Annotated in this window: 15 protein-coding genes; 8 read left to right on the forward strand and 7 right to left on the reverse strand. The window is 56.0% G+C overall.

The features are described 5' to 3' along the window. Positions 1-41 precede the first annotated feature (41 nt). The 3 genes from ABJF76_RS11260 to ABJF76_RS11270 all read right to left on the reverse strand — a co-directional run bounded on the left by ABJF76_RS11260 (position 42) and on the right by ABJF76_RS11270 (position 4,147). Complete coding sequence (locus tag ABJF76_RS11260; RefSeq protein ID WP_413820129.1) at positions 42-1,049, reverse strand: ABC transporter permease; 1,008 nt, start codon at positions 1,047-1,049, stop codon at positions 42-44. Further along, a complete protein-coding gene (locus tag ABJF76_RS11265; protein WP_413820130.1) occupies positions 1,046-2,563 on the reverse strand; it encodes a sugar ABC transporter ATP-binding protein in 1,518 nt (505 codons plus the stop codon). Before ABJF76_RS11265 ends, ABJF76_RS11260 begins: the two co-directional genes overlap by 4 nt. Positions 2,564-2,629: 66 nt before the next feature. Beyond that, positions 2,630-4,147, reverse strand: coding sequence for a UxaA family hydrolase (locus ABJF76_RS11270; protein WP_413820131.1), 1,518 nt, complete (start codon positions 4,145-4,147; stop codon positions 2,630-2,632). Between the two features lie 96 nt (positions 4,148-4,243). On the opposite strand from ABJF76_RS11270, the gene ABJF76_RS11275 reads away from it, so the two are divergent. Genes ABJF76_RS11275 through ABJF76_RS11290 form a run of 4 tightly spaced genes read left to right on the forward strand, consistent with a single transcriptional unit; the run spans position 4,244 to position 7,261 of the window. Continuing rightward, entirely contained in the window at positions 4,244-4,942 is a 699-nt protein-coding gene (locus tag ABJF76_RS11275; RefSeq protein WP_413820132.1) for a GntR family transcriptional regulator, read from the forward strand. A gap of 14 nt (positions 4,943-4,956) precedes the next feature. Beyond that, positions 4,957-5,988 carry an aldo/keto reductase gene (locus ABJF76_RS11280; RefSeq protein WP_413820133.1) on the forward strand — a complete coding sequence of 344 codons (1,032 nt, stop codon included), beginning with the start codon at positions 4,957-4,959 and terminating at the stop codon, positions 5,986-5,988. A 2-nt stretch (positions 5,989-5,990) separates the two neighbouring features. Continuing rightward, positions 5,991-6,422, forward strand: a complete 432-nt coding sequence (locus ABJF76_RS11285) for an RbsD/FucU family protein (protein ID WP_413820134.1) — start codon at positions 5,991-5,993, stop codon at positions 6,420-6,422. Then, positions 6,419-7,261 carry an amidohydrolase family protein gene (locus ABJF76_RS11290; protein ID WP_413820135.1) on the forward strand — a complete coding sequence of 281 codons (843 nt, stop codon included), beginning with the start codon at positions 6,419-6,421 and terminating at the stop codon, positions 7,259-7,261. Before ABJF76_RS11285 ends, ABJF76_RS11290 begins: the two co-directional genes overlap by 4 nt. On the opposite strand, the gene ABJF76_RS11295 is transcribed toward ABJF76_RS11290, so the two are convergent. From ABJF76_RS11295 to ilvD, 4 genes are all read right to left on the reverse strand, one after another. Then, positions 7,258-7,629, reverse strand: coding sequence for a hypothetical protein (locus ABJF76_RS11295; protein ID WP_413820136.1), 372 nt, complete (start codon positions 7,627-7,629; stop codon positions 7,258-7,260). The genes ABJF76_RS11290 and ABJF76_RS11295 overlap by 4 nt on opposite strands. Before the next feature lie 13 nt (positions 7,630-7,642). Next, positions 7,643-8,416 (reverse strand): DUF6478 family protein, encoded by a 774-nt coding sequence (locus tag ABJF76_RS11300; protein WP_413820137.1) that lies wholly within the window; start codon positions 8,414-8,416, stop codon positions 7,643-7,645. A 128-nt stretch (positions 8,417-8,544) separates the two neighbouring features. Beyond that, entirely contained in the window at positions 8,545-9,117 is a 573-nt protein-coding gene (locus ABJF76_RS11305) for a hypothetical protein (protein WP_413820138.1), read from the reverse strand. Next, entirely contained in the window at positions 9,098-10,861 is a 1,764-nt protein-coding gene (gene ilvD, locus ABJF76_RS11310) for a dihydroxy-acid dehydratase (protein ID WP_413820139.1), read from the reverse strand. Before ilvD ends, ABJF76_RS11305 begins: the two co-directional genes overlap by 20 nt. A 167-nt stretch (positions 10,862-11,028) precedes the next feature. Here ilvD and ABJF76_RS11315 point away from each other — a divergent pair, with 167 nt between their 5' ends. The 4 genes from ABJF76_RS11315 to ABJF76_RS11330 are packed head-to-tail and all read left to right on the forward strand — an operon-like array spanning position 11,029 to position 17,284. Next, complete coding sequence (locus ABJF76_RS11315; protein ID WP_413820140.1) at positions 11,029-14,112, forward strand: ABC transporter transmembrane domain-containing protein; 3,084 nt, start codon at positions 11,029-11,031, stop codon at positions 14,110-14,112. After that, entirely contained in the window at positions 14,109-15,014 is a 906-nt protein-coding gene (locus ABJF76_RS11320) for a lysostaphin resistance A-like protein (protein WP_413820141.1), read from the forward strand. The genes ABJF76_RS11315 and ABJF76_RS11320 overlap by 4 nt, the downstream gene beginning before the upstream one ends. 57 nt (positions 15,015-15,071) lie before the next feature. Further along, positions 15,072-16,007: an acetyl-CoA carboxylase, carboxyltransferase subunit beta gene (accD, locus tag ABJF76_RS11325; RefSeq protein WP_413820142.1), complete on the forward strand. Its 936-nt coding sequence runs from the start codon at positions 15,072-15,074 to the stop codon at positions 16,005-16,007. Next, positions 16,004-17,284 carry a bifunctional folylpolyglutamate synthase/dihydrofolate synthase gene (locus tag ABJF76_RS11330; RefSeq protein ID WP_413820143.1) on the forward strand — a complete coding sequence of 427 codons (1,281 nt, stop codon included), beginning with the start codon at positions 16,004-16,006 and terminating at the stop codon, positions 17,282-17,284. Before accD ends, ABJF76_RS11330 begins: the two co-directional genes overlap by 4 nt. Positions 17,285-17,356 lie beyond the last annotated feature (72 nt).

Raw genomic sequence — 17,356 nt, forward strand, 5'->3', positions numbered from 1 at the left:
GGTCGTATTTTTGCATGCGGGGCCTTGTTGACCCTCTTGATTTAATTCCCTTTCCGACGCCGAACTGTATCGGCATAGACGGCCAGAATAATGATGGCTCCGGTCACGACGGTTTGCCATTCCTGCGCCACGGACAAAATTCGCAGGCCATTCAGCAGGACGGCCATGATCAGCGCGCCAATCAACGTGCCCACAATCGTGCCGCGCCCGCCCGCAAGCGAGGTGCCGCCAATGACGACAGCGGCGATGGCTTCAAGTTCGTAGCCCAACCCAAGGGCGGGTTGCGCTGAATTCAGACGCGAGGCGATGATCAAACCACCGATACCGACGATCGCGCCCGCCAATGTATAGATCGCGATTTTCCACCGATCCGTGTTGACGCCAGACAGGCGCACGGCCTCTTCGTTGCTGCCAAGGGCAAAGCAATAGCGCCCAAGCACGGTACGGCTAAGGATATAGGACACGCCCCCGGCCACTAAAAACAGGATCAAAACACCATTGGGGATGGGCAGGGCGGGGAACACCTCGCCAATCAACGACCCGCGCGAGATCAGATCGAAGCCGGGTGTGTCGTTGAAATAGATCGGTCGCGTGCCGGAAATAACAAGGCTTAGGCCCTTCAGGATCAGCATCATGCCAAGCGTCGCAATGAAAGGTGGGATTTTCATTTTGGCCACAAGCGTGCCCGACAGAAACCCGCAGAACGCCCCGGATGCGATGCCCGCGACAATGCCCAGTGGCAGCGGCATGCCAATGTTGGTCAGCACAACCCCGGTCATCACGGCCGTGAACGTCATTAAGGTGCCGACAGACAGATCAATGCCGCCTGTGATGATCACAAGTGTTGCGGCAATCGCCAACACACCGTTCACCGAAGTCGCTTGCAAAATAGCAATCATATTAGAGGTTTGCATGAAGTTCGGTGACGCAATTGAAAAGCCGATCAACAGGATGATAAGGCTAGTGAAAGCTAGGATTTTCTGAAACGCGCCACTTGCCGCGAATTTTTCAAAGAGTCCCTGCTGAGACGTATCGGGTGTCGCGGTCATGATGCAGTTTCCTTGATTTTGTCGGTCTGAGTGGCAAGTTTCATAATCTGTTCTTGTGTGGTTTCTGCGCCGCCGGGTAAAATCCCGGTCAATCGTCCTTCGCACATCACGGCGATGCGGTGAGACAAGCGCATGACCTCTGGCAGCTCGGATGAAATCACGATGATCGCGCGACCTTGCGCAGCTAGTTCTTCCAGCAAGGCATAGATTTCGGATTTGGCGCCGACATCAATGCCGCGGGTGGGTTCATCAAAAATCAATACATCGCAGTCTCGTAGCAGCCATTTGGCGATGACAACCTTTTGCTGATTGCCGCCAGATAGAAACCGCACCTCTTGCAAATCAGACGGCGTGCGGATGTCGAGTTGCTGAATATATTTGTCGGCCGTGCGCTGCATCGCGGCCTCGTCCAACACGCCGGCGCGGCTGGTGAACTGGCCCAGATTGGCCATCGCGATGTTGGCGCGCACTGTCATGTCGATGGCTAAGCCAAAGTGCTTGCGGTCCTCAGACAGATAGCCAATGCCCGCTTGAACGGCCATGTCAGGTGAACGGATATCCACGTTTTGGCCAGCGATCATAATCTCGCCGCTGTCGCGGGGGTCCGCCCCAAATATGATGCGCGCGACTTCGGTACGGCCTGCGCCCATCAACCCAGCAAAACCTAAAATCTCTCCTTTGCGCACATCAAAGCTGACATCGCGCACGTCCTTGCCACGGGAAAGGTTGCGCACTTCAAGAGCAACGTCGCTGTTAGACGTGTCAGGAATATCGGGCGTGTCTTGGGTGACTTCGCGGCCAACCATCAACTGAATGATCGTCGACAAAGGCGTATCGGCGGCCTGCACCGTATCGATGTAGGCACCATCGCGCAGGATCGTCACGCGGTCAGCGATACGTTTGATTTCGTCCATGCGGTGACTGATGTAGACGATGCCGACACCGTCGCCTCTTAGCTTTTCGATCACCTTGAACAGTTCGTTGATTTCAGCGTCATTCAGAGCGGCAGTGGGTTCGTCCATGATCAAAACGCGCGGATTATACGACAACGCCTTGGCGATTTCGATCAACTGCTGGCGCGCGATTGTCTGCGTGCTGACCTTAGTGCGCGGGTCCATCGCCAGATTGAGCGATGCAAAAATCTCGGCGGTGCGGGCGTTTAAAGCGCCCTCGTCCAGGCGGCCAAACCGGCGCCGCGGTTCGCGCCCGATTAGCACGTTTTGTGCGGCGGTCAGATCGTTCATCAGGCTAAGTTCTTGGTGGATGATGCCAATGCCAAGCTCTTGAGCGGCGCGCGGGCCCTCGGGGTTCACGGGCGCGCCATCGACCAGCATTTCGCCGCCGTCGCGGGTGTAAATTCCGGACATGATTTTCATCAATGTGGATTTGCCCGCGCCGTTTTCGCCCATCAAGGCATGCACTTCGCCGGGGCGCAAATCGAAACGCACGTTCCGCAGCGCGTGTACGCCGGGAAACCGTTTTTCGATCCCTTTTAACTCCACCAGATACGTCATGCCGCAGGCCCTCCCAAACCTTAAACCGTCGTTAAATCCCGTTGTCCTGACAGACCAAATTGACCATCACATCACTGCCCCAATTTGCCAGGGCACAAACTCCACACCGCCAAACCCAAGCTCTTCGCTTTTGGTCTGCGCCCCGGATGCGACGGCTATGAACATCTCGAACATCTCGGCACCTTTGTCGGCCAGACTGACACCATCGGTGATGATGTCGCCGCAGTTCACGTCCATATCGTCGGCCATCCGCGCATACATTTCGGAATTTGTGGCAACCTTGATCGAGGGCGTCGGCATATATCCAGACACCGACCCGCGCCCTGTGGTGAACACGATCAGGTTGGCTCCGGACGCGATTTGGCCCGTGACCGAACATGGATCAAAGCCGGGGCTGTCCATGAACACAAAGCCCGATTTGTCGATTTTTTCCCCGAAAAGGTAAACGTCCGTGAGTGGTGCATTGCCGCTTTTTGCGACGGCCCCAAGTGATTTTTCGAGGATCGTCGTCAACCCGCCACGCTTGTTACCGGGGCTTGGGTTGTTGTCCATTTCGCCTTTGTTGCGGGCGGTATAATCTTCCCACCAGCGCACGCGATCGATCAGTTTTTCACCGACTTCAATGCTGGTCGCACGTCGCGTTAGCAGGTGTTCGGCCCCATAGATTTCAGAGGTTTCAGATAGGATCGTGGTCCCGCCATGGCCCACCAGCATGTCCGAAGCGACGCCAAGCGCTGGGTTCGCTGTTATGCCGGAATATCCGTCAGACCCACCGCATTGCATGCCGACCATTAGGTGTGAAATCGGCGCAGGCTTGCGTGTTGCTGTGTTGGCAAGTTCGGCAATGCCGTGCAGTTCTGTCAGACCTTTTGCAATGGTCTTGCGGGTGCCGCCTTCGGCTTGGATCGTCATGTACCGCAACGCGCCGTCCGCCCGAATCGGGCGCCCGCCGACAAGGTCCGCGACCTGCATGACTTCGCAGCCCAAGCCGATCAACAGGATGCCACCAAAGTTGGGATGCTGCGCGTACCCTGCAAGGGTGCGGAACAGTGTCTCATACCCTTCGTTTTCACCTGACATGCCGCAACCGGTGCCATGCGTGATGGGAACAATACCGTCAATATTTGGAAAGTTATCTAGAAAGCCGGATTTTTCCGCCGCCTCTGCGATGAACTTCGCGACCGATCCCGAACAGTTCACCGATGTGAGGATGCCAAGGTAGTTGCGTGTGCCGACCCGACCGTCGGCGCGGTGATAACCATCAAACGTGCGCGTTTGCGCGGTGCTGTTTAGCGGTGTGGCTTCGCTGGCATGTGCATAGTCTTGCCCATGCGCGCCCATGCCAAGGTTGTGTCCATGAACATGATCGCCCGCAGCAATATCTGTCGTTGCTTGGCCGATAATCTGCCCATAGCGCAGAACGTTTTGACCGTTTGCGATGGGGATTGTCGCGAACTTGTGGCCGCGTGCCACGGGCTGCCGCACTTTCACCTCACCGTGCACGTCGCCCGCCGCAATATCGGCCAATGCAATGGCGATATTGTCCTGCGGATGCAGTGTTAAAGTGCGGGGTGCTGAGCTCATTCGGTATTTCCCAGTGGTTGGCAGAAGGCGTGTTCAATAATCAATGCGTAGCTTGACAGGAAATATGTGTCAACTAACATGTCAGTTGGGGGCGAGATGAAAAATCTAGAGCACGCGTTTGATATCGAAAGTTTGGAAGGCCCCTTAGGGCAGCGCGTCTATGCCGTGTTGCGTGGGCGCATTCTGGATATGTCGTTGGAACCGGGTGCGATTCTGCGGAAAAGTGCGCTGTGCGAGCAATTGGGCGTTTCCCGGTCTCCGATTGCAGAGGCGCTGGGACGCTTGTCCTTGGAGGGGTTGGTCGACATCATCCCACAGTCAGCGACCCGTGTGTCCAGGTTCTCTATGGCGAAACTGCTTGAGGAAAATTTCCTGCGAGAAGCGGTTGAAACCGCGGCTGTTGCCCGTGTCGCCAAGGATCACAGCGCCGAACAATTTAAACAGCTTTCGCGCAATCTGCGCCTTCAACACCTGCTGGTCGAAGATCAGGATTTTCAGGGCTTCTTTGAGGCGGACCTGGCGTTTCATGAAATGATCCTAAGCTTCACGGGATTCCCCAAGGTGAATCAGGTGGCGGAAGAAATGACACTACAGCTGCGTCGCGCGCGTAAGTTGATGTTGCCCGAACCCGGCCGCCCTGCTGACGCCGTCACCGAACACGTTGCAATTTTGGATGCGATTAATGCCAACGACGTGGTTGCTGCGCAGTCTGCGATGTCGCGCCACTTGCAACAATTGCTCAAACGGATCGAGCCTCTCGAACGCGAACATCCGGAATTTTTTCGCTCTATTTGAAAAGTGTAATGACCATGATCTCGACACATACTTTGAACCAACGCACACCTCGACCGGTCCATCTGACGCAACTTGGTTTTGGCGGCGCACCTTTGGGTAACCTTTATCGCCCAATCGAGGAAAGCGTGGCACAAGCCACCTTGGACGCAGCATGGGATGCCGGCATCCGGTATTTCGATACCGCCCCGCAATATGGTCTTGGCCGATCAGAGACCCGTTTTGCCCATGCGTTGCGCCGTTTTGATGGGGATGCGTTGACACTATCAACCAAAGCGGGTCGCCTTTTGGAAGACTGCGCCCCCGAAGATGTGACGCCCGAAGCTTTTGTGGATGTGCCGCAAAAACGGATCGTGTTCGACTATACCTATGACGCGATCATGCGCAGTTTTGACGACAGCATTGCGCGCCTTGAGACGGATCAGATTGATCTGTTGCTTTTGCATGACCTTGATGCGGGCACCCATGGGCAGGACGGCGAAGACCACAATTTGCGTCAATTGTTCAGCGAGGGTGGCTATCGCGCGCTGACAGAACTGCGCGAAGGGGGGCGGATCGCGGGGATCGGGGCCGGGGTTAATACGTGGCAGATTTGTTCGCGTCTTTTGGGCGAAGCGGATTTTGACGGCTTCCTGTTGGCCGGGCGCTATACGCTGCTTGAACAAGAACCACTGGACAGCTTTCTGCCGCTTTGCATCGAACGGGATGTTGGGGTCATTCTTGGCGGACCCTACAATTCGGGCATTCTCGCGACGGGCGCCATCGAAAGCGCGCGTTACAATTATGAACCTGCGCCTGAAAACATCAAGCACCGGGTGCGCCAACTAAGCAAAGTCTGCGCCGCTCATAATGTGCCGCTTATTGCGGCCGCGTTGCAATTTCCACTTGGGCATCCTGCGGTCAAAACTGTGATTCCGGGGGCCTCTAACCCAGACGAGGTGCGCCAAAACGTCGAGATTTTTGAAACACGGATCCCTTCGGCCTTGTGGTCCGATCTAAAGACCGAAGGTCTGATCCAATCAGACGCCCCCACGCCTGAGGGGCGATAAGCATGCTGCGAGATATACCGGGAATACTGTCACCTGACCTGCTACATAGCCTGCGGGCCATGGGGCATGGCGATATTATCGTTATTGCGGATGCGAACTTTCCTGCCACGGCACTGGCACAACGCTGTCATCGCTTGGATGGAATCAAAGCGACTGACGTGCTTGAGGCTGTGTTGCGCGTGATGCCGCTGGACAGTTTTGTGCCCGATCCGGCCCTTGTGATGGAGGTGGTCGATGACCCGACTGCTGTGCCCCCCATCGTCGTCGAGTTTCAGGATGTCATTACCGATACTGCGGATACGCCTGCACGGTTGGGCCGTCTGGAACGGTTTGCTTTTTATGAACGTGCCAAATCGGCCTTTGCGATCGTTCAAACCGGGGAAACGCGACTTTATGGGAATATCATTCTGAAAAAGGGCGTGATTGCCCCATGATCATCGACGCACACCAACACTTTTGGCAAGTGGCGCGTGGGGATTATGGCTGGTTGACGCCTGAGCTGACGCCGCTTTATCGCGATTTTATGCCTGCAGATCTGAAACCACTTCTGTCTCAGAATGGGGTGGGTGCATCGATTCTGGTTCAAGCAGCACCCACCGTCGCCGAGACAGATTTCCTGCTGAGTATCGCAGATGAAACTCCCTTTGTGCTTGGGGTTGTTGGCTGGGTGGATTTTAACGGACCGGATGCTGCGGAAGATATTGCACGACTGGCAGCCCACCCGAAATTGGTTGGCTTGCGCCCGATGATTCAGGACATTGTGGATGATGATTGGATGCTTGGTCCAGCTTTGGCACCAGCGTTCGAGGCGATGATAGCACATGACCTCACGTTTGATGCGCTGGTGTTGCCCCGGCATCTGCCGCGGTTGCATACCTTGCTGACCCGTCACCCAAAGTTGCGTGCGGTCATCGATCACGGGGCGAAACCAGAAATCGCGCTGGGTGCGTTTGATGCTTGGGCGAAAGACATTACAATGATCGCAAACGACTGTGGCGCGTATTGCAAGCTTTCGGGGCTGCTGACAGAGGCAGGCGATTGGTCACGCGCGCAGGTGGCCCCTTATATCGAACACCTGTTGACGCAATTTGGCCCGGACCGACTGGTTTGGGGCAGTGACTGGCCCGTGCTGACCCTTGCGGCGGATTATGATGTTTGGTGCGAAATGGCGCGGTCCTTTATGCCAGATGCACAAACGGAAGCCGCAGTTTTCGGAGCAAGCGCAATAGAGGCATATCGGTTGCCCAAAGGCGCCGCGACAAGCAGACCCTAAGAGGTTTCCACGCAATGACGGCGGAACGCACGTTTCAGCATGTCCAATTCAGCGCGTAGCAATTCGACTTCGCCGCGGATATCATCGCCCAAAGCTTCGCCCGCGATTAACGTGAACTGCCCCAGCTTTTCGTCATCGGTCGTATCGGTCAGCACAAACACTTGCACACCGTCTGCAATGGCTTCGGTTGGAATGGGAACTTGGATCAGCCACTCGCCGTCTTTTCCGGTTTCTTCGATTTTCACCTCAGGAACCGTCTTGTCCAGATGGGTGACTTTGATTTGCGGAACACCTGTGCCGTCCTGTTGCACGAGGCCTTGCCATATGCCGTAACGCATTTTTGTCGGGGTCAGTGTCAGGGTGCTCATGGGGCCTCCATTGTCACAATGCGGCGCGCGGACGGCGCGAGAATGTGAGGTCGCGCAATGTGACTTGGTTCATTTCTGGGCCTTCAAAAATCAAATCAATCCACGCATGCTCAACACGTTTTTCGTTCAGTTTTGAATAGGCTAGGTCAAATTCAAGAGTCACCTCATCCTGGTTCAAAGGCAACTCGCGAACGATCTGTTCGGTGTTGGGGCCATGGCGAATGTTAAGGCGCCCAAAGATTTCTAGCGGCTTTTCCATCTCAACAATCGCGTTCAGGGCCAAAAGATGGGTTTTGCGCAGACCCTGAACGGCGTCTGCCGGCAGATCGATGACCAAAGATAAAAAAGACCCATCAAATTTGAAGACATCCATGCGCAACCCATAGGGGGCAAGGTCCGCTTCGCGTTGGTTGCGCAGTTGCCGCACGGTCAGCTCGCTGAGGGCGCAATCATGAAACAACGTAATTTCGCGGCCTAGCCGCGTTTTGGTCTGAACGGTCGATTTTCCGGGCGTGGGCAAAGGTCCGCGCCACATTTCAGGGCGCCATGCCCAGTCGGCATTGTGCGGACGCGGAAAACTGGTTGAACCCAAAGCAGGCAGGGCCAACCGTTCGTCCGCGCGATGTATCAGGCGATCAAGGTGGGTGCGCAACAGCCGCGCGTCAGTGCGCTGCGCACGTAATTCAGAAAGCTTTGCTTCAGCCGCATTGCGGGCCGCACGTGCCCAACGGCGCATCGCCCGCTTGTGCGCCAGTTTTTCGATGAAGGAGGGTTTTCTACCTGTCATGTATCCTGTGCCGCTGTGGCTGTCGCGATCGAACGCTGGTTGCTTTATCTATGCCAAAGGTTTCGCTTGAATAAACTGGGCAATTCCAAGTTTGCAGCGGGTTTTGCGACTGACGTTGCAGAATTGTCTTAATTGGCGGCTGTCCGGGTCGCTGTTTTCTCTTTTGTTCGGCGCAAAGTTTGCCTCAGCAGGTCGGGCGCTTGTTCGCCAAGCGACGCACCGCCTTTCGCCTCGTAGATGGTCAATCCAAGCAACTGACCGTCAATTTGCGAAATGCCGCGCCAATAGACATCACGCATGCCGGGACTAGGTGGCGTCCCTTTGACATGGGTCAGCGTGATACTTTCGGCCTGTCGCCGCGAAAGAATAGTTTCGCTATCAGTCGCAAATGCGCGTCCAAAGATCGAGGCCGCTACAGTTTGGCTGGCAACGGCGGCGGTTATGACCGCAACCGGAGCACCAAATTGCGTTGTCCCACCCAGGCTGCCGCACCGCGCCATCAGCGCAAAGGTATCGCTTAGGCTTTCTTGATCAATGCAGTATCCCTCTGGCGGCGCTAACGCCACGGTGCCGCGCGCCAGAACGGCAGACGATAATGCACCGTCTGTCGCAGGGGGTTCTTCGGTCGGAACGGTGGCGCATCCTGCAAGGGCCAAACACATGGCCCCCACAGTGATGCTTTTAAAGCTCCATGTAGTCATGACGCGCTGCCTTGGCACCGGGATGAGTGACCGCACCTTTATAAGCGCCGCCGACAAGCTGCGCATACTTCCACAATGCACCTTCGCCATAAAGCGTTTCACGCGGACCCGCCCAAGCGGCTTTGCGCTCGGCCAATTCCTCGTCCGTTAGGGCGACATTAAGCGACCCTTCGATAGCGTTAAGGGTGATGACATCGCCGTCTTTCAGTAACGCGATAGGGCCACCATGGGCGGCTTCTGGGCCGACGTGCCCCACGCAAAAACCGCGTGTCGCGCCAGAGAAACGGCCATCCGTGATCAGCGCCACTTTCTTGCCCATGCCTTGACCAGACAGTGCGGCCGTGGTCGCCAGCATTTCGCGCATGCCGGGCCCGCCTGCGGGGCCTTCGTTGCGAATGACGAACACGTCGCCTTCTTTGTAGGATCGGTTTTGCACGGCTTCAAAAGCGTCCTGTTCGCATTCAAAGATGCGCGCAGGGCCTGTGAAAAGCTGGTGTTGAGGTTCCATGCCCGCGACCTTCACAATCGCACCTTCGGGGGCAACGTTGCCCTTTAGGCCAACCACGCCACCGGTCTTGGTGATCGGCGTTTCGACCGGATAAATTACCTTGCCGTCCGCTTCGAGCGTGTTTTTGTCCAGCTCTTCGCCGATGGAATAGCCCGTTGCCGTCATGCAATCTTCGTGAATCAGGCCCGCTTTGCGCAGTTCTTTCATCACGACAGGCACGCCGCCGACTTCGTACAGATCTTTGGCTACATACTGCCCGCCCGGTTTCAAATCGACAAAGTAAGGCGTGTCGCGGAAGATTTCGCAGACGTCCTCAAGGAAAAAGTCGATCCCGGCTTCATGCGCCATGGCCGGCAGGTGCAGGCCCGCATTGGTCGAACCGCCCGTACACGCGACAATTCGTGCGGCGTTTTCGAAGGCTTCACGGGTGCAAATATCGCGCGCGCGGATGTTCTTTTCGATCAGGTTCATAACCGCGGCGCCCGATGCCTTGGCATATTCATCGCGAGATTCGTATGGGGCAGGCGCACCAGACGAATTCGGCAACGCAAGGCCAATTGCTTCGGACACACAAGCCATGGTGTTGGCGGTGAATTGGCCGCCACAGGCCCCTGCCGATGGGCAGGCAACGCGTTCAAGGATTTCCAATTCAGCCTCGGTCATGGTGCCGTTTTGCTGGTGGCCGACGGCTTCGAACATGTCCTGCACAGTCAAATCGCGGTTCAGATAATCCGCAGGCACTTGGGCATCCTTTGCCACGCGGCCCGGCAGGATCGACCCGCCATAAAGGAAAACAGATGGCACGTTCAAACGGATCATTGCCATCATCATGCCGGGCAGGGATTTGTCGCAGCCCGCAAGGCCAACAAGCGCGTCATAGCAGTGGCCACGCATGGTCAATTCAACGGTGTCGGCAATCGCTTCGCGGCTGGCGAGGGACGACCGCATGCCTTCGTGGCCCATGGCGATGCCATCGGTGACGGTGATGGTGGTGAACTCACGGGGCGTGCCTTCGGCGCCTTTGACGCCAACCTTAACCGATTGCGCCTGACGGTTCAGGGCAATGTTACAAGGGGCAGCTTCGTTCCAGCAGGTGGCCACGCCAACCAACGGCTGGTGGATTTCTTCTTCGGTCATGCCCATGGCGTAGTAATACGACCGGTGCGGCGCGCGCGCGGGCCCTTCGGTTACGTGGCGGCTGGGCAGCTTGGATTTGTCGAATTTACCTTTTGACATCTGGCGTCTCCCTAAAGCGATTTGCACTGGAATAGCCATTGACCTGCTTACCTGCAAGCGCCTGACGCGGTTGTATTGTAGTGGTGTGGCGGCTAGTTAGTTCGGACAGTGCGGTCTGAGGTGTAAGATCACCCGTGCCGCCCGGCGCTGCTGATCAGGACATGCCCATGGATTCCAGCCTTTTCGCTTTCATCTGGAAGCACTCCAAAAGAGACCAACTGATCCTGCTTGGGCTGACGGTGGTCACGTTCCCTTTCTTGTATGTGACGTTGGAATTGCCCAAACGGATCATCAATGACGCCATCGGGGCGACGGACGATTCCATTTCAGTCCTTGGCCTGATTGAACTGAACCAAATCCAGTTCCTGCTGGCCTTGTGTTTGCTTTATCTGGCCTCGGTTGTGCTGCATGGCTTGATGAAGATGCGCCTGAACACCATGAAAGGTGTCACAGCCGAACGTTTGTTGCGTCGGTTTCGCTATTCTTTGATTTCGCGCATGTTGCGGTTTCCGCGCAGTTATTTCCGGTCGACCTCGCAGGGCGAATTGGTCAGCATGGTCACCTCAGAGGCCGAACCAATGGGCGGCTTGATGGGGGACATGGTCGCGCAACCGGTGTTCCAAGCCGGTCAGATGCTGATCATCCTGGTCTTTTTGTTTGTCCAATCCTTTTGGTTTGGGTTGGCCGGAATCGCGCTGATCCCATTACAGGCGTGGTTGATCCCGATATTGCAACGCCGGATCAACTTGCTGAACAAGGACCGGATCAAGGAAATGCGGGCCTTTTCGTCAGAGATTGGGGAAAGCGCTGCGGGCATTTCTGATCTGCGCACAAATGGCGGCCTGCGCTATCGTTTGGCGCAGTTCACGGATCGTTTGGGCAAAATCTTTTACATCCGCTTCAGAATCTATCAGCAAAAGTTCTTTATGAAGTTTCTCAACAACTTCATCACCCAGCTGACACCGTTCTTTTTCTATCTGGTTGGTGGTTATTTGGCCATCATCGGGGACATCACTGTGGGCGCGCTTGTGGCCGCCTTGGGCGCTTACAAAGACCTGTCTTCGCCGTGGAAAGAGCTGCTGACATATTACAACCAGACGCAAGACATGGCCATTCGCTGGGAAATCGTGACCGAACGGTTTGCGCCTAAAGGCATGATTGACGAAAACCTGTTCACCGGCGAACCTGACGACATTCCGCACCTGAAAGGCGACATCGTCATGAAGGATGTCACGGTGCGCAATTCCGACAACAACCCGGTGTTAGAAGACATCGATCTGACGATTCCTTCGGGGGCGCGTGTCGCTATTCAGGTCCGCAGTCAGGTCGAACGTACAGCACTGGCCGAATTGCTGACGCGCGAAGTGCTTCCCACGCGCGGTAATATCGAAATGGCGGGCCATGATCTGTCAGAACTGCACCAAGCGGTTATCGCGGCGCGTATCGGTTATGCCCATTCGCGTCCTTATCTGTTTGATGGCACATTGGGCACCAACCTGCTGATGCCGTTGATGACCAGCCCGCAAACAGCACCATCGCCCGATAACCGACGCGAAAAAGCAGCGATGAACGAGGCGCTGCGCGCCGGCAACAGCGGCGACCGCGTAGATGCCGATTGGATTGATCCCGAAATCGCTGGGTTAAAAAACTCGGACGAGATCCGCCAGTGGTGGTTCGAATTGACCGAAGCGATGGGCGTTGATGAATTTATTTTCCGCCGCATGCTTGCCAGCCGGATAGATCCGCACGAGCACCCAGAACTGGCGCGTGCTATCGTCAAACTGCGCCCGACGGTCGAACAATGTTTGCACGACAAAGACTTGATTGATGTCGTGCACCGTTTTTACCCAAACGAGTTCAACCCCACTGTGCCTTTGGGGGGCAACTTGCTTTTCGCGTCGCCCAAAGTTGAACTGAGCCAAGAAGGCCTGGCGTCTAACGACATTTTCATCAGCCTGATCCTTGACCATGGCTTGGCTGAACATGGCATCGGCATTTCGCAAACGTTGATCGAAACGTTGCACCAAACATTTGGAATGGATGGTACCAGCCACCCGCTGTTCACGGCGCTTAACATCACTGACGCGATGTATGAACGGCTTGTGGACATTGCGCAGCGCCGCCGCGAGCGGGGCGATGGTGCCTTGACGGACGATGAATTCGCCTTGTTGTTGACGGTCCCCTTTGCCTTCACAGCGGAACAAATTGGCACGGCATTCCCCGAGAGTTTCAAAAAAGAGATCGTCGAAATTCGTCAACGTAACGGCGCCGCGCTGCGCGCGCAAACCAAAGATTACTTTGTCGAGATCGCGCCAGACAACTATTTGCCGCGTCTAACCTTACTGGAAAACGCGCTGTATGGGCGGATTTCGATGGTTGCCGGCTTAAAGGGCGATTTGGTCGAAGACCTTGTGTCCGAGCTGCTCAAGGATGAGGGGTTGCGCAGGCAGGTCGCGGAAACTGCGCTTGATATCCCAACAGGGCTGGGCGGTACGAGCCTGCCAACGCTGTTTCAGGAACGTGCTTCTTTTTCACGCGCGGGCATCAAACGGCCAGATATTTTGGTGTTTGATCGTGCCCTTGCCAGCCACGATGCAAAACAACGCGCCATCACGCGTGAAGCGCTGCGTGGCCTTTTGCCTGATGCGACGCTTATCTTCCTGGAAGAAAAGTTCGAAAATCCGGACGCCTATGATTTGTTTGTGGAAATCAAATCCGGACGTGTGGACGGTGTCCAAAATCAAAACGAAGAAGAAGGCGACGATCTTAACCGCAAATTGCGGGTCATCGCCGGCACTGATTTGTTTGCGAATATGGAAGCGCGCAACCAGCGCCTGCTGGCCTTTGCGGCGCAGTGGTATCATGCCGAAGAGGGGCAGCGCATCTTTTCCATGCATGAAAAACCAGACGCGGCCTATCTGTGTATCTCGGGTGCGGCCGTTTTGTCGTATGACGGCGAAAGTGAAGCACAGCGCGATGTGTCCATCGTTGAACCGGGCCGCTTGATCGGTGATCTGTCCATCATTCTGGACGACCCACGCCAGTTGAATTTGACGGCGACGGCCAAGTCGACATTCCTTCGTATGGGGGCGACAGAATTCCGCGCCGTTCTTGAAAACGACACCACCGTCTTGCGCGGTTTGTTGCAAACAGTTGGCAAAAACTTGACGGGCGCGGTCGAACAGCTGCGATACGTCAATTCTTCTATATCGCAGGACGAGGGGCAGCCATCGACGCCGTCAGAGGAATGAGCGTTTGGTCATTTGACTACCGTCCTCATCGCCGCTTTGTGTCCCCGGCAGAGGCAAAACCGCAAATCTGGCGGTTGTGTTTTGGTCTGGTACTGGGTGCGGGGCTTTTCCTCGTCCTGAGCCAATTGATTTTTGGGTCTTTGTTTCGCGTCATGACGCCCGCAACCGTCGAGGCCATTCTGGCAGACGGGCAAACCGGACAAACGACGGCGGGCATGTTGATCGTTTTGCTGCAGCTGGGGTTGTTGACGGTGTCTGCGGGGTTGGTGGCCTTCATGGTGCACAAACGCAGCCCTATCACGTTGATCGGTGACCTTACTCAAGCACGGCGCCAATTTGTGGTCGTCACGTTGGCAATGGTCTTGCTGACAGCGGTTCTTTGGATTTTGCCGCCTTGGGATTTTGGCGATCCGATCCAACGCAATATGGCGACCGGGCGATGGCTGCTGTTGCTGCCCGTCGCGCTGATTGCTGTTTTGATCCAAACCAGTGCCGAGGAAGTACTTTTTCGGGGCTATATCCAGCAGCAATTGGCGGCAAAGTTTAAGTCACCTTTGATCTGGATGGTGTTGCCTGCGGTTCTTTTTGGACTTGGGCACTACATGCCAAGCAGTGCAGGCAGCAATGCGTGGACGATTGCGCTTTGGGCGACTGTGTTTGGGGTGTTGATGGCTGACCTTACCGCGCGTTCCGGTACACTTGGTCCTGCGATGGCGGTTCACTTTGTCAACAACGTTTCTGCTTTGGTACTGGTCAGCGTTCCGGATGAAATGTCGGGCCTTGCATTATTTGTCCTTCCGTTTGGTTTGGGGGACGAAGCACAGATGGCGGCGTGGCTGCCTGTCGACTTTGTTATGATACTTGTAAGCTGGCTGGTGGCGCGTCTTGCGATAAGGGCCTGATTGCATTTGCAGGTCAGGGCGATTATCTGAGACGGAACATCGCAGCAGGAAGTCCCTATGAACTGGATCACCAATTACGTCCGGCCCCACATTAACTCGATCTTTTCGCGTCGCGAAACGCCCGACAATCTGTGGACCAAGTGTGATGAGTGCGGCACAATGCTGTTCCACCGCGAACTTAGCGACAACTTGAACGTGTGCAGCAATTGCAATCACCACATGAACATCACGCCTCGGGATCGCTTTACAGCGCTTTTTGATGGCGGGATTTTCACCGAAGTGGACGTGCCCGCACCCGTCGCTGACCCGCTGCTTTTCCGCGATCAAAAGAAATACCCCGACCGCATGCGGGCCGCGCAAAAGACCACCCAAGAAACTGAGGCAATGTTGGTTGCGGCTGGTGAAATTGGGCGCACGCCGATAATCGCTGCCGCGCAGGACTTTAGCTTTATGGCCGGGTCCATGGGCATGTACGTTGGCAACGCAATCATCGCTGCTGCCGAAGAAGCGGTGAAATTCAAACGCCCGCTGGTTCTGTTTTCCGCCGCCGGTGGCGCACGCATGCAAGAAGGCATTCTAAGTCTGATGCAAATGCCGCGCACGACGGTTGCAGTGCAGATGCTGAAAGAAGCCGGCTTGCCTTATATCGTTGTGCTGACGCACCCCACCACGGGCGGCGTCACGGCAAGCTATGCGATGTTGGGGGATGTCCACATCGCCGAACCGAACGCATTGATCTGCTTTGCTGGTCCGCGCGTGATCGAACAAACCATCCGTGAAAAACTGCCCGAAGGCTTCCAACGCGCCGAGTATCTTTTGGATCACGGCATGCTGGATCGGGTAACTTCGCGCTTAAAAATGCGCGAGGAATTGATCACGATCACGCGGATGCTGCTTGATTTGCCACCAGTCGTTTCAGGGGATCTGCCTGCTCCGACGGAAAGTGATGTGGAAGCAGACACCACGGAAGACGACGACGCGCCCAAACCATGACGGCAGACACATCTGACGCCGTCCTTGCGCGGATGATGGCGCTGCATCCCAAGATCATCGATCTGACACTGGATCGCATGTGGCGTTTGCTTGCTGCACTTGGCAATCCACAAAACGACCTGCCTGCGGTCATCCACATCGCTGGGACCAATGGCAAAGGGTCGACCCAAGCCATGATCCGCGCTGGCCTTGAAAGCGCCGGTCACCGTGTCCACGCCTATACCTCGCCGCATCTTGCACGCTTTCACGAGCGCATCCGGCTTGCCGGCACGTTGATTTCTGAACCTGATCTGACTGCGCTGTTGGATGAATGTTACGCCGCCAACGGTGGCGAAAACATCACCTATTTCGAAATCACGACCTGCGCTGCATTGCTGGCCTTTGCGCGTACGCCTGCGGATTACACCTTGCTAGAGGTCGGTCTTGGTGGGCGGCTTGATGCAACCAATGTTGTCGACAACCCGGCGCTGACGCTCATCACGCCCGTATCGATGGATCACGAGGCCTTTTTGGGCGACACTCTGACGGCGATCGCTGGCGAAAAGGCCGGCATCATCAAACGCGGTGTGCCTTGCATCGTGGGTCCACAAGATGACGAAGGTCTAGACGTCATCGAAACCCGCGCCGCCCAATTGGGTGCGCCGGTTCTGGCCTATGGTCAGCATTGGCATTCTGGCCCCGAACGGGATGGAATGATCTATCAGGATGAAACGGGGTTGTTGGATTTGCCACGGCCGGTCCTGCCTGGGGATCATCAGATTCAAAATGCCGGGATGGCGCTGTCGGCGCTCCGCCATTTGGGTTGTGACGAAAACGCATGTGCCGCAGCGGTAACACAAACCGACTGGCCTGCGCGGATGCAGCGTTTGCATAATGGGCCACTGGCCGAAACTGCAAAAACCTCTGGCGCCGAACTTTGGTTGGATGGAGGCCATAATCCGGCCGCCGGGAACGCACTGGCGTCCGTGCTGCGCAGCTTGCCCAAGCGACCGACCCATTTGATCTGCGGTATGCTGAACACCAAGGACGTGCGCGGCTACCTTGCCCCGCTCGCACAGGTGGCTGACAGCCTTACTGCTTTATCCATTCCCGGCGAGGCAAACACGCTGTCAGGCGCAGAAACGGCACAAGCTGCGCGTGACGTCGGCATGGTTGCACAGGATGCATCTGACGTGCGTACGGCCATGCAGGCGATCCTTGAAACGGACCCGACAGCGCGCATTTTGATTTGTGGGTCGTTGTATCTGGCAGGTGCAGTGTTGCGCGAAAGCGCCTGATTGCACAGTTTCACGGTCTGCCCGCCTTAGGCGAACATACAAAATATTGACGGTTGAATCTAAATCCTGCTA

This window comes from Tateyamaria sp. (assembly GCF_039940735.1).
Taxonomy (GTDB): domain Bacteria; phylum Pseudomonadota; class Alphaproteobacteria; order Rhodobacterales; family Rhodobacteraceae; genus Tateyamaria.

Excerpts from the sequence above, each read along its gene's own strand:
- ABJF76_RS11260 (WP_413820129.1), bottom strand. The coding sequence starts at position 1,049 with ATGACCGCGACACCCGATACGTCTCAGCAGGGACTCTTTGAAAAATTC.
- ABJF76_RS11265 (WP_413820130.1), bottom strand. The coding sequence starts at position 2,563 with ATGACGTATCTGGTGGAGTTAAAAGGGATCGAAAAACGGTTTCCCGGC.
- ABJF76_RS11270 (WP_413820131.1), bottom strand. The coding sequence starts at position 4,147 with ATGAGCTCAGCACCCCGCACTTTAACACTGCATCCGCAGGACAATATC.
- ABJF76_RS11275 (WP_413820132.1), top strand. The coding sequence starts at position 4,244 with ATGAAAAATCTAGAGCACGCGTTTGATATCGAAAGTTTGGAAGGCCCC.
- ABJF76_RS11280 (WP_413820133.1), top strand. The coding sequence starts at position 4,957 with ATGATCTCGACACATACTTTGAACCAACGCACACCTCGACCGGTCCAT.
- ABJF76_RS11285 (WP_413820134.1), top strand. The coding sequence starts at position 5,991 with ATGCTGCGAGATATACCGGGAATACTGTCACCTGACCTGCTACATAGC.
- ABJF76_RS11290 (WP_413820135.1), top strand. The coding sequence starts at position 6,419 with ATGATCATCGACGCACACCAACACTTTTGGCAAGTGGCGCGTGGGGAT.
- ABJF76_RS11295 (WP_413820136.1), bottom strand. The coding sequence starts at position 7,629 with ATGAGCACCCTGACACTGACCCCGACAAAAATGCGTTACGGCATATGG.
- ABJF76_RS11300 (WP_413820137.1), bottom strand. The coding sequence starts at position 8,416 with ATGACAGGTAGAAAACCCTCCTTCATCGAAAAACTGGCGCACAAGCGG.
- ABJF76_RS11305 (WP_413820138.1), bottom strand. The coding sequence starts at position 9,117 with ATGACTACATGGAGCTTTAAAAGCATCACTGTGGGGGCCATGTGTTTG.
- ilvD (WP_413820139.1), bottom strand. The coding sequence starts at position 10,861 with ATGTCAAAAGGTAAATTCGACAAATCCAAGCTGCCCAGCCGCCACGTA.
- ABJF76_RS11315 (WP_413820140.1), top strand. The coding sequence starts at position 11,029 with ATGGATTCCAGCCTTTTCGCTTTCATCTGGAAGCACTCCAAAAGAGAC.
- ABJF76_RS11320 (WP_413820141.1), top strand. The coding sequence starts at position 14,109 with ATGAGCGTTTGGTCATTTGACTACCGTCCTCATCGCCGCTTTGTGTCC.
- accD (WP_413820142.1), top strand. The coding sequence starts at position 15,072 with ATGAACTGGATCACCAATTACGTCCGGCCCCACATTAACTCGATCTTT.
- ABJF76_RS11330 (WP_413820143.1), top strand. The coding sequence starts at position 16,004 with ATGACGGCAGACACATCTGACGCCGTCCTTGCGCGGATGATGGCGCTG.